The 13,679-nt window shown below is 71.5% G+C and carries 16 protein-coding genes; 15 read left to right on the top strand and 1 reads right to left on the bottom strand.

The genetic code is table 11. The features are described from left to right. Positions 1 to 188: 188 nt before the first annotated feature. Entirely contained in the window at positions 189 to 1,220 is a 1,032-nt protein-coding gene (locus FNH08_RS02395) for an NAD(P)-dependent alcohol dehydrogenase (RefSeq protein ID WP_322723515.1), read from the bottom strand. Positions 1,221 to 1,345: 125 nt separating this feature from the next. On the opposite strand from FNH08_RS02395, the gene FNH08_RS02400 reads away from it, so the two are divergent. The 15 genes from FNH08_RS02400 to FNH08_RS02470 all read left to right on the top strand — a co-directional run bounded on the left by FNH08_RS02400 (position 1,346) and on the right by FNH08_RS02470 (position 13,669). Further along, positions 1,346 to 2,149 carry an SDR family NAD(P)-dependent oxidoreductase gene (locus FNH08_RS02400; RefSeq protein ID WP_152769548.1) on the top strand — a complete coding sequence of 268 codons (804 nt, stop codon included), beginning with the start codon at positions 1,346 to 1,348 and terminating at the stop codon, positions 2,147 to 2,149. A 97-nt stretch (positions 2,150 to 2,246) separates the two neighbouring features. Beyond that, positions 2,247 to 3,503 (top strand): acyl-CoA dehydrogenase family protein, encoded by a 1,257-nt coding sequence (locus FNH08_RS02405; protein ID WP_152769549.1) that lies wholly within the window; start codon positions 2,247 to 2,249, stop codon positions 3,501 to 3,503. Continuing rightward, positions 3,503 to 4,291, top strand: coding sequence for an enoyl-CoA hydratase/isomerase family protein (locus tag FNH08_RS02410; RefSeq protein ID WP_152769550.1), 789 nt, complete (start codon positions 3,503 to 3,505; stop codon positions 4,289 to 4,291). Before FNH08_RS02405 ends, FNH08_RS02410 begins: the two co-directional genes overlap by 1 nt. 5 nt (positions 4,292 to 4,296) lie before the next feature. Beyond that, on the top strand, positions 4,297 to 4,659 hold the full coding sequence (locus tag FNH08_RS02415; protein WP_322723518.1) for a Zn-ribbon domain-containing OB-fold protein: 363 nt from the start codon (positions 4,297 to 4,299) through the stop codon (positions 4,657 to 4,659). Positions 4,660 to 4,691: 32 nt separating this feature from the next. Then, positions 4,692 to 5,888 (top strand): thiolase family protein, encoded by a 1,197-nt coding sequence (locus FNH08_RS02420; RefSeq protein WP_322723534.1) that lies wholly within the window; start codon positions 4,692 to 4,694, stop codon positions 5,886 to 5,888. 38 nt (positions 5,889 to 5,926) lie between these two features. Further along, positions 5,927 to 7,141, top strand: coding sequence for an acyl-CoA dehydrogenase family protein (locus FNH08_RS02425; RefSeq protein WP_152769582.1), 1,215 nt, complete (start codon positions 5,927 to 5,929; stop codon positions 7,139 to 7,141). Beyond that, complete coding sequence (locus tag FNH08_RS02430; RefSeq protein WP_152769551.1) at positions 7,138 to 8,103, top strand: phosphotransferase family protein; 966 nt, start codon at positions 7,138 to 7,140, stop codon at positions 8,101 to 8,103. Before FNH08_RS02425 ends, FNH08_RS02430 begins: the two co-directional genes overlap by 4 nt. Positions 8,104 to 8,145: 42 nt before the next feature. Continuing rightward, complete coding sequence (locus tag FNH08_RS02435) at positions 8,146 to 9,360, top strand: acyl-CoA dehydrogenase family protein (RefSeq protein ID WP_152769552.1); 1,215 nt, start codon at positions 8,146 to 8,148, stop codon at positions 9,358 to 9,360. Then, positions 9,357 to 10,151 (top strand): SDR family oxidoreductase, encoded by a 795-nt coding sequence (locus tag FNH08_RS02440; RefSeq protein WP_322723520.1) that lies wholly within the window; start codon positions 9,357 to 9,359, stop codon positions 10,149 to 10,151. Before FNH08_RS02435 ends, FNH08_RS02440 begins: the two co-directional genes overlap by 4 nt. Next, positions 10,148 to 10,927, top strand: a complete 780-nt coding sequence (locus FNH08_RS02445; RefSeq protein WP_322723522.1) for an SDR family NAD(P)-dependent oxidoreductase — start codon at positions 10,148 to 10,150, stop codon at positions 10,925 to 10,927. The genes FNH08_RS02440 and FNH08_RS02445 overlap by 4 nt, the downstream gene beginning before the upstream one ends. Next, the gene (locus FNH08_RS02450) at positions 10,924 to 11,757 is read left to right on the top strand and encodes an enoyl-CoA hydratase/isomerase family protein (RefSeq protein WP_228033821.1); all 834 of its coding nucleotides are present in this window, start codon (positions 10,924 to 10,926) and stop codon (positions 11,755 to 11,757) included. Before FNH08_RS02445 ends, FNH08_RS02450 begins: the two co-directional genes overlap by 4 nt. A gap of 60 nt (positions 11,758 to 11,817) precedes the next feature. Beyond that, complete coding sequence (locus FNH08_RS02455) at positions 11,818 to 12,444, top strand: TetR/AcrR family transcriptional regulator (RefSeq protein WP_152769554.1); 627 nt, start codon at positions 11,818 to 11,820, stop codon at positions 12,442 to 12,444. An 81-nt stretch (positions 12,445 to 12,525) separates the two neighbouring features. After that, on the top strand, positions 12,526 to 12,903 hold the full coding sequence (locus FNH08_RS02460) for a nuclear transport factor 2 family protein (protein ID WP_322723523.1): 378 nt from the start codon (positions 12,526 to 12,528) through the stop codon (positions 12,901 to 12,903). A 16-nt stretch (positions 12,904 to 12,919) separates the two neighbouring features. Next, positions 12,920 to 13,309 (top strand): hypothetical protein, encoded by a 390-nt coding sequence (locus tag FNH08_RS02465; RefSeq protein WP_152769555.1) that lies wholly within the window; start codon positions 12,920 to 12,922, stop codon positions 13,307 to 13,309. Between the two features lie 39 nt (positions 13,310 to 13,348). After that, positions 13,349 to 13,669, top strand: coding sequence for an EthD family reductase (locus tag FNH08_RS02470; protein ID WP_152769556.1), 321 nt, complete (start codon positions 13,349 to 13,351; stop codon positions 13,667 to 13,669). Positions 13,670 to 13,679 lie beyond the last annotated feature (10 nt).

Consider the following 13,679-nt stretch of genomic DNA (forward strand, 5'->3'; position numbering starts at 1 on the left):
CCGGAGCTCCGAAGGACGACAACTGTCACAGGAGCAGGGCGTATCCGGTGTCACCTGTGGCACCGTCGCTCGGGGCCGCGTTCGCGCTGTTCGGCCACAGCACCGCGGTGTCGGTAACCGTCGATGAAGGTGACGGTTTCGTCGAGTGGTGCCCGGCCCGTGCGGGGGTGGTCCGTCGTGACTTCAGTTCAGTCAGGGATCAGGACAGCGCGCCCGCGTACCGCGCCGGAGCGGAGCGTGTCGATTGCCTCCGGGGCGCGGGACAGAGGGAACTGCTTCGTCTCGACTCTGACGGCGCCTGATCGCGCGAGTGCGATGACCCGCTCCAGGTCCGGGCGTGTGCCCCAGAACGGAAGTGACATCCGCAGTCCCGGAGGGAGTGCCCCTGGCTTACGGACCGTCAGTTCACCGCCTCCGCTGCCTACGAGGGTGAGCTGCCCGCCCGCCCGCAGGGCACTCACCCCCAGCCGGAGCGTGGCGGAGGTGCCGACGAAGTCGAGAACGGCGTCCACCCCTGCGTCGCCGCTCCGTTTCCGCAGGACATCGGCGGTGTCAGGCCGCACGAGCGTGCCGAAGTGCGCGCCGCAGTCGTCGGCGAGGGCGATCGCGTCGTCCCGTATGTCCACCGCGAACACCTGGGCCGAGGTGGTGGCGCGGAGGATCTGGATAGCCAAGTGCCCCAGGCCGCCGACACCGATGACGGCCACGCTCGCGCCGCCCGCGCCGCCCCCGGCTTCGTCGAGCGCCTGTCGGATGCCGGTGATGGCGTGGTACGCGGTGAGTCCGGCGTCGGACAGGGGAGCCGCCTGGGTGGGGGCGAGGTCGCCGACCGGCAGCAGAAGCCGCCCGGACGGTACGAGCACGAAGTCGGCCAGGCCGCCGTCGCGTCCGAGCCCGGCCCCGGTGCCCGCGCGCACCGCGTCCAGTGCGGGGCGCCGGTCACAGTAGTTCTCCGCCCCGGTCGAGCAGTGTCCGCACCGCCCGCAGCCCCAGGGGCCGTAGACGACGACACGCTCTCCGGTTGGTGGCCCGGTGGCGTCCGGGCCCGATCCGGCCACCCGGCCGGCGATCTCGTGTCCGAGGGTGAAGGGCGTCAGGTAGGGGAGGGCGCCGGGCGCCGCGGCGATCACATGCAGGTCCGAGCCGCACAGTCCGGCCGCCTCGACCCGCACCAGGACCTCCTCGCTCCTGGGCTCGGGCCGTTCCACTTCGGTGATCACCGGGGGGCCTCCCCAGTGTGTCAACCGGACCGCCCGCATCCCGCCCTCCCGACGCCGTCTGTTGACATGCGGCCCACCGTAGCAAAAATGAAGTCAGTTCAATACCCGAGTGAGGTGGTGGACGCATGGGTGACGGGGTCGCGGAGCAGGGCTGTTTCGCCGGGCGCGTCGCGCTGGTCACCGGCGCGGGATCGGGCATCGGCGCGGCGGTCGCCCGTGGGCTGGCCCTGAAAGGCGCCGAGGTCGTCGTCGCGGCGGACATCGACGGTCCCGCAGTGGCATCGGTGGCGGAAGGGCTGGCCGGAGGCCGCGCGGTGACGCTGGACGTGGGAGACGCGGAGCAGGTCGATGGGGTGTTCGACGAGGTGGTGCGGGCGCACGGCCGGGTCGACGTCGTGGTCCACGCGGCGGGAGTCGACGACCCCGCCGTGAAGCAGTGGCTCGCCGACGCGGTGCTGGCCGGCCGGCCGCCCGAAGTGACCACGCGCCTCGGTGTCGAGGCGTGGCGACGGGTCCTGCGGGTCAACCTGGACGGGACCTTCCACGTCCTGCGCGCCGCGCTGCACGCGATGCGGCCGAACCGCTCGGGAGCCGTCGTCACCTTCGGCTCCTCCGCGGCCTTCGACGCGCTCACCGGATATCCGCACTACGCGGCCTCGAAGGCCGGCGTCCACGCCCTGAGCCAGTCCGTCGCGAAGGAGGCCATCGCGTTCGGCGTGCGCGTCAACACGGTGGCCCCCGGGCCCACGGAGACCGCCATGGCCGCCCACACTCCCGAGGTGCTGCGCAGGGGTTTCGCCGACCCCCGTGTACGCCCGTACGCCACGCCGGAGGAGATCGCCGACATCGCGCTGTTCCTGGCGAGTGACGAGGCGGCGAACCTCGTCGGCGCGGTACTGCTCGCCAACGGCGGACGCTTCACGGCGTAGTGGGCGGCTCCGGAGGAGGGGCGGCGCGGCGCGCGAGCGGGTCCACGTACCCGGAAGGCCGCGGGACAACACACGAGTGCGATGCGGGAGGTCCCTGATGTTCCGGCTCGATGTCGATCCGACCCTGCTGCTGGAGACGGAGGAACGACGACAACTGCGTGAAGTGCTACGGGAGTTCCTGGCGGCGGCGTGCGGGCCCGAGGAGCTGCGCCGACAGATCGCCGGTCCGCGCGGGTACGACCAGGTGCTGTGGGAACGGCTCGCCGGCGAGATCGGGGTGCACGGTCTCGCGCTGCCCGAGGAGTACGGCGGTGCCGGCTACTCCTTCGGTGATCTCGCCGTGGCCCTGGAGGAGGCCGGGCGAGTCCTGTGTCCCGCGCCGCTGCTGTCGACCGTTGTGCTCGCCGGACACGCCCTGTTGGGGAGCGGTGACCGGCGGGCGTGCGAACGCTGGCTGCCGGGCATCGCCGCGGGCACCCTCACCGCGACCGTCGCGGGATTCCTGCATGACGCGCACGTCGCCGCCGAGCGAGGACCGGACGGCTGGCTGCTGCGCGGTACGGCGGACTTCGTCCCCGACGGCCAGGGCGCCGGTCTGATCCTCGTGGCGGCCAGAGCGCCGGACGGTCCGCGGCTGTTCGCCTGTGAACCGGAGGCCGGCGACTGTGACCGTACGGCGCGGCGGGTGCTGGACCCCACACGCCGTCAGGCGCTGGTGCGTTTCCGGGGAGCGCAGGCCGAACCGGTCGGAGACGCGGGACAGGCTCCCGCGATCGTCGAGGCCGTGCGCGACGCCGGGCGGACGGCGCTGGCCGCCGAACAGCTTGGCGGCTGCGCACACGCACTGGACGCCGTGCTGGAGTACGTGTCACACCGAACTCAGTTCGGGCGGCCCATCGGGTCGTTTCAGGCGATCAAGCACCGCTTGGCCGATCTGCTGGTCGAGACCGAGGCGGCGCGATCGGCGTCCGGGTACGCGGTGGCCTGCCTGGCGGAACGGACCGCCGGGTCACTGCCGGTGGCGGCGAGCGCCGCGGCGGTGGTGTGTGCCACCGCCTACCGGCGGGCCGTGGCGGAATATGTGCAGCTCCATGGAGGGATCGGCTTCACCTGGGAGCACCCGGCCCATCTCTATGTGCGCCGGGCGCGGGCCGACGAGGCCCTGTTCGGCACCGCGGACGGCCATCGTGTCCGGCTGGCCGGGCTCCTCGGCCTGGCCGGGCGTCCGGACTCCGGTCCGCGACCGGCTCCAGCCGGCCGTGCGGGGGAAGTGGTTGACAGGTCGCTGACTGAGCCCGAGAATCTAAGTGAACTCAGTTCAGTTCAACTTCGTCCGTTCGAAGGAGAGGTCTGATGGCTGTCGAAGACGAGATCCAGTTCGAGCGGGACGGCCACGTGGCCCGTGTCTGGCTCAACCGGCCGCACAAGAAGAACTGCGTGACCGTGCCGATCCTGAACCGGCTGGACGAGATCATCACCGAGGTCGAGGCCGATCCCGAACTGCGCGTGCTGGTGCTGCGCGGCCGGGGCAACACCTTCTGCTCCGGCTTCGACCTCGACAGCCTCAAGGCGGACTTCATCGGCAGCTCCACCGCCATCGACGTGGCCGTGCTCTCGGCGAAGGTGTGCGACCGGCTGTACTCGATGAAGACCCCGTCCGTCGCGGTGCTCGAAGGGCACGTGACCGCGGGCGGGTTCGAGCTGATGATCTCCTGCGACTTCGCGATCGCCGCGGACGACGCCCTGATCGGTGACTTCCACATCCGCCGCGCGCTGTTCGGCGGAGCGGGGCCCATCTACCGGGTGCCCCGGATGATCGGCGTCCGCAAGACCAAGGAACTCATGCTGACCGGCAAGCTCCTGACCGGTGTGGAAGCCGCCGAATTCGGTCTCATCAACTCCTCGGCACCGGCGGACAAGCTGGACGCGACCGTGGAGGAGTTCACCGGTCAGCTCACCGACAAGAGCCCGTTCACGATGTGGATCACCAAGATGACCATCGACCGCAGCCTGGACGCGGACATCCAGTCGCTGATGGTCATGGAGCACCTGGCCGTCGGTGTCATGCTCAACTCCGAGGACGCGGCCGAAGGCGTCTCCGCGTTCCTGGAGAAGCGCGAGCCGCAGTGGAAGGGGCGCTGACGGCCGTGCCCGGTCGCGCGCTGCGCGGGTCCCGCTGCTCGCGCTGTGAGGTCGCCGTCTACCCGGCGGACCCCGCGTGCCCGAGCTGCTCAGGCCCGTCCGCACCGGTGTCCCTGTCCGCCACGGGCACCGTGTGGACCTGGACCGTGCAGCGGTACGCGCCCAAGTCGCCGCCGTACGCGGCGCCCGAGGACGGGTTCCGGCCGTTCGTGGTCGGGTACGTCGAACTGCCCGAAGGTGTACGGATTCTGGCGGTCCTGCACGGGGTGCGCCCCGAGGACGTGCGGATCGGAATGCCGGTGACCATCACAACGGGCGACGGGGTGCCGAGCGCCCGCCTCGCCGATCCGGCCGGGGTGACGACGTGAGAGACGTGGCCGACACGAGCGCTGTGGATGACGTGGACGACGCGAGCGACGGATACGACCCGGCGGCCGGAGACGGGGGAGCCGCCGACGTCCTGGTCTGCGGCGTCGGCATCACCCCGTTCGGCAGGTCGCAGGCCACGGGGATGCAGCTCGCGGTGGAGGCCGTGAACGAGGCACTGGCCGACGCCGGGCTGCCGTGGTCCCGGGTACGGGCGGCGTTCGGCGGCAGCGACGCGGCCGGGAACGCCGACACCCTGGTCACCCGACTCGGTTTGACCGGAGTGCCGTTCGTGAACGTCCGCAACGGCTGTGCCACGGGCGGTAGCGCCCTGGTGTCCGCCGTCAACGCGATCCGCGCCGGCGCGGCGGACGTCGCCCTCGCCGTCGGGTTCGACAAGCACCCGCGCGGAGCCTTCGACCCGCGGCCCGCCGACTGGGGACTGGACGAGGCGTACGGCAGCGAAGGCCTCATGGTGACCACCCAGTTCTTCGCCATGAAGATCCAGCGGTACATGTACGACCACGGCATCACACCGCGCACCCTCGCCCTGGTCGCCGAGAAGGCGTACGCCAACGGAGGCCGCAACCCGTACGCCTGGCGCCGCGAGCCGCTCGACGCGGACGAGATCCTGGCCTCGGGCATGGTCAACGACCCGTTGACCCGCTACATGTTCTGCTCGCCGGGGCAGGGCGCGGTCGCCCTGGTGTTGTGCAACCGCGAGGTCGCCCGAGGGCTGGGAGGTGGCACCGCCCCCGTCGCCCTGCGCGCGGCGGTGGTGCGCACCCGGCGCTTCGGCTCCTTCGAGGTGTTCAGCCCGTGGGCACCCGGCGGCACACCGACCAGCGTCAGTACGGACGCCGCGAGAGCCGCCTTCGAGGAGACCGGGATCGGCCCGGACGACATCGACGTGTGCCAGTTGCAGGACACCGAGAGCGGTGCCGAGGTGATGCATATGGCCGAGTGCGGATTCTGCGAACACGGCGAACAGGAGCGGTTGATCGCGTCGGGCGCCACCGCGATCGGCGGCGCCCTCCCGGTCAACACCGACGGCGGCTGTATCGCCAACGGCGAGCCCATCGGCGCCTCCGGGCTGCGCCAGGTGCACGAGATCGTCCAGCAGTTGCGGGGCCGTGCGGGCGAACGACAGGTACCGGGCGACCCGCGCACCGGCTTCACCCATGTCTACGGAGCGCCGGGCGTCAGCGCGTGCACCGTGCTGACTCGCTGAGCGGAAGGGAGACGAGGCAGGTGACCCGTACGCATCCGATGCCCGAGGACTTCCGGGCCGAGGCCCGCCGCTGGCTGTCGGGCGTGGCGGCCCACCGAGGCCCACAGGGACAGGAGTGGGGCAGCGGCGACGATTCCGTGGCCGTGTTCGAGAACTGGACCGAGGACGAGGAGCGTGCCCGCACCGAGCACATCCGGGCCTGGGAGCGCACCCGTTACGACCAGGGCTGGGGCGCCCTCGGCTGGCCCGGGGAGTACGGCGGCCGCGATCTTCCCGCGCACTACGAGCAGCTGTACCGCGCCGAGGAGGCCGCCTTCGACGTGCCCCGGCGCACCGAGGTCTTCCCAGTCACGCAGCAGCTCGTGGCCCCGGCGATCCGGGTCTGGGGCACCGAGGAACAGAAGCGGCGCTGGCTGCGCCCCATGCTCCGTACCGACGAACTCGCCTGCCAGCTCTTCTCGGAGACCGAGGCGGGCTCCGACCTGGCCGCCGTCCGCACGAGGGCGGTCCGCGACGCGGACGGCGACGGCTGGGTGCTGCGCGGCCACAAGGTCTGGACGTCCGGTGCCCGGGTCGCCACCTGGGGAGTGGCCGTCTGCCGCACCGACCCGGACATGCCCAAGCACGCGGGCATCACGGTCTTCCTGGTCCGGATGGACGCTCCCGGCGTCACGGTACGGCCGATCCGGCAGATGACCGGGGGTTCCAGCTTCAACGAGGTCTACCTGGACGACGTCCGGGTCCCCGACGCCGACCGGCTCGGCCCGGTCGGCGAGGGCTGGCGGGTGACGCTCACCGTGCTCGCCGCCGAGCGGCTGGACTCCGGCACGCTCGGCCTGGACAACGCGGACCGTGCCCTCGACCTGGCGCGGCACCTGCCCCGGCCGCTCACCGGAGGCGAACAGCAGCAGGCGGGCGACCTGTTCGTCCGCACCCTGGTCCAGCGGCTCATCGGCCTACGCGTCACGGCGGCCCTGGTCGCCGGCCGTGAACCCGGCGCGGAGGCGTCCGTCGGCAAGCTCTACGCCACCGCGACCATGCGCGCCACCACCGACCTCGTACAGCAGCTCCTGGGGCCGCGCCTCGCCGCGGACACGGGGGAGTGGGGCACCTTCGCCTGGACCGAGCATCTGCTCGGCGCCCCTGGCTACAGCATCGCCGGCGGCAGCGACGAGATCCAGCGCAACATCCTCGCCGAGCGGGTGCTGGGACTGCCCAAAGAGCCCAAGCAGACGGAGGAGGGAGCGCGTTGAGCACGCTCACCGAGGTAACACGACTGGCGGGGCGGGTGCGCGAACGGCTTGCCGCACTCCATCCCGGCGAGCCGCTCGGCGACCTGAAGACACTGCCCGGCGGCCACTCGGGCCTCACCTACTCCATCACCGCGGGCCACGCCTCGTACGTCGTCAAGGCCGTGCCGCCCGGGCAACGGCCGGTCGGCCGGAACGACGTCCTGCGCCAGGCCCGCGTCCTGCGCGCGCTCGCCGGCTCGGTGCCGGTGCCGGGTGTCGTCGCCGTGGACGAGCCTCAACCGGCCTGGTTCGCCATGGAGTTCGTGACCGGCGAGGCCATCGAGCCAGTCCTCGACGATCACCGGCTCGACGCGAGTCTGTGCCGTACGAGAATGCTGGCGCTGGCGGGCGTCCTTCGCGGGCTGCACAGGACCGAGGCCCGGGTTCCGGGGGCGTCGGAGCCCCTCGACCCGACCGCCGAGCTCGACCGGTGGAGCCGCACCATGCGTGCCGTACCGCCCGAACTTCGCCCTGGAGCAGAGGAGTTGGTCGAGCGGCTTGCGGCGAGCGTGCCCGCGGGCCTGCCTCCGGTCCTGACCCACGGCGATTTCCGGCTGGGCAACGCCCTCTGCGTGGGAGCGCGCCCCGCCGCCGTCATCGACTGGGAGATCTGGGGCCTCGGCGACCCGCGCACCGACCTCGGCTGGTTCCTGCTCTTCACCGACCACCGCAACTTCCCCCAACTGGGCCGTGAGATCCCGGGCCTGCCCACCGAGGAAGAGCTGCTGGCCGCCTACCTCGACGGCCACCCCGCACCGCCCGCCTTCGACTGGTTCCGCGCCATGGCCCGCACCAAGATGGCCGCGATCATGGGCCACAACCTGCGCCGCCACCGCGAGGGCGCACACCACGACCCGGACCAGGAGCGGCTGCCACCGACCATCGCGGCGATGATCCGCACGGCACTGGACATCCTCGGCTGAGCGAGCGAGACGCAAGCCGGCGACACGCAAGGAGCGGCAGGCATGGACTTCGAGCTCTCCCCGAGGGCGCGCGAACTGCACGCGCGCATGGGCGCGTTCATGGAGGAGTACGTCCTCCCGGCCGAGGCCGTCTACGACCGGCAGCTCGCCGAGGGAGACGACCCTCATCAACAGCCCCCCGTCATGCGCGAGTTGCAGGAGAAGGCCCGAGCCGAGGGCCTGTGGAACCTCTTCCTCGCCCACGGCGACTGGGGCGCCGGCCTGACCAACCTCGACTACGCCCCGCTCGCCGAGCTGGCCGGACGGTCCGTCATGGGCCCCGAGGTGTTCAACTGCTCCGCCCCCGACACCGGCAACATGGAGCTGCTCGCCCTCTACGGCACCCCCGAGCAGCAGGACCGCTGGCTGCGGCCCCTGCTGACGGCCGGCATCCGGTCCTGCTTCGCGATGACCGAACCCGAGGTCGCCAGCTCCGACGCGCGCAACATCCGTACCCGGATCACCCGCGACGGCGACTCCTACCTGGTCAACGGACACAAGTGGTACACGTCCGGGATCCTCGACCCCGACTGTGCGCTGATCATCCTCATGGGCGTGAGTGACCCGGACGCCGAGACGTACCGGCAGCAGAGCATGATGCTGATTCCGCGCGACACCCCCGGCATCACGGTCCTGCGCGACCTGCCCATGTTCGGCTACACCGACCGCTGCGGCCACGGCGATGTCCTCTTCGAGGACGTACGCGTACCCGTCGGCAACCTCCTCGGAGGCGAGGGGGAGGGATTCGCCCTCGCCCAGGGGCGGCTCGGGCCCGGCCGGATGCACTACGCCATGCGCGCCGTCGGCTTCGCCGAGCGGGCGCTGGACCTGATGTGCCGCCGGGCCCTGAGCCGGATCGCCTTCGGCGGCCCCCTGTCCGACCAGGGCGTCGTCCGCGAATGGATCGCCCGCAGCCGCATCGAGATCGAGCAGCTCCGGCTGCTGGTCCTGAAGTCGGCCTGGCTGATGGACACACGGGGCAACGCCGCCGCCCGCACCGAGGTGGCCGCGATCAAGGTGGCCGCGCTGGAAGTGGCGCACCGCGTGGTGGACCGGGCGGTCCAGGCCCATGGAGCGGCGGGCGTAAGCGACGACACCGTGCTGGCCCGGCTGTACGCGATCACCAGGGCACTGCGTATCGCGGACGGGCCTGACGAGGTCCATCTGCGCACGGTGGCCCGGCGGGAGCTCGGCAAGTATCCGAAGGAGCAGGTGTGAACGGACACGTACCGCACGTACCGCAGGTTCTGCACGGCCGGGTCGCCGTGATCACGGGTGGCTCGCGCGGGATCGGTCTGGGTATCGCCCGGGCGTACCGGGAGGCGGGCGCCCATGTGGTGATCGCCGCCCGCAAGCCGGACGGGCTCACCGAGGCGCGCGAGGAACTCCTGCGGGTCAAGGGCGACGGCGACGTCCACGAGGTGGTCGCCAACGCCGGGGAGCCCGAACAGGCCGAGCGGTGCGTCGAGGAGACCCTGGCGCGGTTCGGCCGTCTCGATGTCCTGGTCAACAACGCCGCCACCAACCCGTACATGGGCGACCTGCTCGATCTGGATCTGCCGCGCGCGGAGAAGACCGTACGGGTCAACCAGTACGGGATGATCGCCTGGACGCGGTACGCGTGGCGGGCGTGGATGTCCGAGCACGGGGGAGCGGTGGTCAACATCGCCTCCGTCGGCGGCATCGTCGTCGACCCGCACATCGGCTGGTACAACGCCACCAAGGCGGCGATGCTGCACCTGACCCGTCAGCTCGCCTACGAACTCGGCCCGAGGGCGCGGGTGAACGCGATCGCGCCCGGCCTGATCAAGACCGAACTGGCCAGGGCCGTATGGGAGCCGAGGGAGCCGATCCTCACCGCCCGGCTGCCACTGCGCAGACTGGGCACCGTCGAGGACGTGGCCAACGCGGCGCTGTTCCTGGCGTCCGACGCCTCGTCGTGGATGACCGGCCAGACGCTGGTGCTGGACGGCGGCGCCACGGTGCTGCCGATCGGGGTGGACGAGTGAGCGCCTTGTACGAGCCGGCGACCACCGATCTCTTCTCCCTGCGCGGCCGTACGGCGGTGGTCACGGGCGCGTCCTCGGGCCTGGGCGCCCGGTTCGCGGCCGTACTCGCCGGGGCGGGTGCCACCGTCTTCGCCGCGGCCCGGCGCCTGGACCGGCTGAAGGAGCTGGCGGACACCGAACCCCGCATCCACCCGGTCGGCTGCGACGTCGCGAGCGACGAGGACCGCGTACGGCTGACGGAGACCGCGCTCACCGCCACCGGACGGATCGACGTCCTGGTCAACAACGCGGGTGCCCCCGGCGCGGTACGGGCCGAGGACGAGAGCGCCGACGCCTTCGCCGAGGTGCTCGCGGTCAACCTCGTCGCGCCTTTCCACCTCGCCCGGCTGATGGCCGAGGCTGCCCCGAGCGGCTACACCAGATCGGTGGTGAACGTCTCGTCCGTCCTCGGGCTCGTCTCCGGCGCGCCCCTGGGAGGCGCGTCCTATGCGGCCTCGAAAGCGGGCCTGATCGGACTCACCCGCGAACTCGCCGGCCAGTGGGGCCCGGCAGGGATACGGGTCAACGCCCTCGCCCCCGGCTGGTTCCGTTCGGAGATGACCGAGGACCTCTTCGCCGACGACCGCTCCCGCCGATGGGTCCAACGCGGCACCATGCTGGGCCGGGGCGGCGAACCGGGCGAACTGGACGGAGCGCTGCTCTTCCTCGCCTCGGACGCCTCCTCCTACTGCACGGGACAGGTGCTCACCGTCGACGGCGGATGGACGGCACGATGAGCGTGACCGTGAGTTTCCACGACGACGGCGTGGCCCACGTCGAGTTGTGCCGGGAGAAGGCGGGCAACGCGATCGACCTGGCCACGGCCACGGGACTGCTGGAGGCCGCCCGGACGTGCGAGAGCACTGACGGTGTTCGGGCGGTGCTGCTCACCGGACGGGGACGCTCCTTCTGCGTCGGCGGTGACCTGCGGGAGTTCGTCCGGTTCTCCGGCGACAGGCTGGCCGCACACCTCGTGGAGGTCACGGACGCGCTGCACGGCGCCCTGCGGGTGTTCGCCGGGTTGGACGCGCCGCTGGTGGCTGCCGTGCAGGGCGCCGCCGCGGGCGCCGGTCTCGGACTCGCCGCGGCGGCCGACCTGACGCTCGCGGCATCCGACGCCACCTTCGTCGCCGCCTACACGGGCATCGGCTACTCCCCGGACGCCGGGGTCAGCTGGTCGCTGCCTCGGCTCGTCGGCCGCAAGCGGGCCCTGGACCTGCTACTGACCAACCGGCGGATCACGGCGCCCGAGGCGGCGGAGATGGGGCTGGTCAGCAGGGTGGTCGAGGCGGACCGGCTGGCCGATACGGCCGAGGAGACCGCGGTGGCGCTCGCCCGGGGAGCCACCGGCGCGTTCGGCGCCACCCGGAGGCTCGTAGCGGAGGGGCTGTCCGCAGGACTCGACGCACACCTCGACGCGGAGGCCCGTCACTTGACCGAGGCGGCGGTCTCGGCCGAGGGTCGCGAGGGGGTGGCCGCCTTCCTCGCCGGGCGCAGCCCGGATTTCGCCGGGGTGGGCCGTACTCGGCCACAGTCCACAGCGCGATTCGTAACCGAGTTCAAGTAGGTCTACCCTCAGACAACCGATCGGCGGCAGGTGCCGGTCGCGGAGCGCAGGGGAGTGACGATGGCGAGGGCGCGGATCGTGGATCCGGACCAGGGGCCCAGGTCCAAGCGGGCGGCCATTCTGGATGCCGCGGTCGAGTACTTCGGCGAGACCGGCTACGAGACCACCAAGTGGTCGGACGTGGCCGACCGCGTCGGTATCGGGCAGACCGCGCTCTACCACTACTTCGAGTCCAAGGCGCACTGCCTGCTCACGATCATGCGCCTGGAACTCCAGCGCTCCCACGACATGTTCACCGAGGCCACGGCCGACACGTCGGATCCCGTCGAGGCACTGCGGGCCGGGGTCCGCTCGGCCTTCGCGGTGTCGGAGCAGGAGATCCGGCAGATGCGCGTGCTGCAGGCCAACATGTCGCTGCTGGCCACGCCGCGAAAGTCCAAGCGCGAGGAGACCGAGCGGGTCGCGGCGCGTCAGCTGGTGCAGATGGTGGAGCGGGACTGGACGAACCTGCTGGTCCGCGGCATGGCGAAGGGCGCGTTCCCGGTGCGGGACGCCCATATGCTCGGGCTGACCGTGCTCGGCATGATCGTCAGCGTATGGCGGTGGTACCGGCCGACCGGGGCGATCCCGCTGCCGGAGATCAGTGACCTGATCGAGGGGTGTGTGGTGCGGATGGTCGGGGAGTAGCGCCGGAAACGGGGGTGTGCTCCGCCTCTTGTGGTGGGCGGGGCACCCACCCTATCCTCAAACTGAACTGAACTCAGGTTGATGTCCGGTCTGGAAGGGGCGAAGACCATGGTCCTTCGCGAGTACATGGCCCGAATGGACGGTCAGGACCCGGAGAAGGCCCTGGAGCTCCTGGAGCCCGGGTTCCGCTTCCTCATCGCCCTGCCGAGCGGCGAGCGGACCGGCAACTCGAAGGCCGACTTCGCCGCGTACATCGCCGGCCGGCAGGCCGTGGACCGGGTGCACGAGATCGTGCGGTCCTCCGTGGACCAGGACCTCGAAACCGTCTACGGCTTCGTGGTGGACGGCGGCACGACGACCGGGGCGTTCCTGTCGGCCGCCGTCATCTCGCCCTCCGGCCTGATGGCGCGCTACCAGTCCTTCTTCACGCCTGCCTTCCACCTCGTCGACCGGCCCTGAGCAGGAGGCACAGCAGATGCCCGCGACACAGACGCAACCGTCGACGCCCGCGCCCTTCCTGAGCGCGTGGTTCGCGCTCCTCGACAGTCCGGACGCGTCCCGGATCCTCGATCTGATCAGCGACGACTTCTCGTTCTCCATCCTCTTCTCCACCGGCGGCGACGGCGCCACCGACTTCCACGGCGGCCGGGCCGAGATGGAGGGCTACCTCGCGCAGCGCGAGCAGGGGACCCGGACCCATCACCTGCTGACCGCCAGCGCCCACGGCCGCGACGAACTGTTCCTCGGCGAGGTCCGCCGCTCCGGCGTGCCCGAGGCGACCTTCGTGGCCTCGGCACGGCTCACCCCGTCCGGCAAGGTCCGCCGGTTGCTCATCGGACGCTCGCCCGCGGTGCTCTTCGCGTGACCCACTCACTCTCACTCGGAATCTCACTCGGGAGGTGCCATGTACAACCTCATCCTGCTGGCCGCACGGCCGCCCGAGTGGACCCATGAGCGGTTCATCGACTGGTGGCGGGGCGAACACGCCGAACTGACCAAACGGTTGCCCGGACTGCGCTCCTGGCGGCACACCGAGATCGACGCGGCCCTGGAGCCGCGCTCCGAGGGATGGGACGGGCTCTCGGTCCTCGGGTTCGACACCGCCGAGGACCTGCGCAAAGCCCTGGACAGCCCGGAGTGGGCGGCGGCCGTCGCCCAGGTCGGCGACATGCGGGGGCGCCGGATCGCCGTCATGGGAGACGAGCGGGAGATGTACGCGGGCTGACCGCGGCCGA

Source organism: Streptomyces spongiae, assembly GCF_009377185.1.
In the GTDB taxonomy this organism is placed as follows: domain Bacteria; phylum Actinomycetota; class Actinomycetes; order Streptomycetales; family Streptomycetaceae; genus Streptomyces; species Streptomyces spongiae.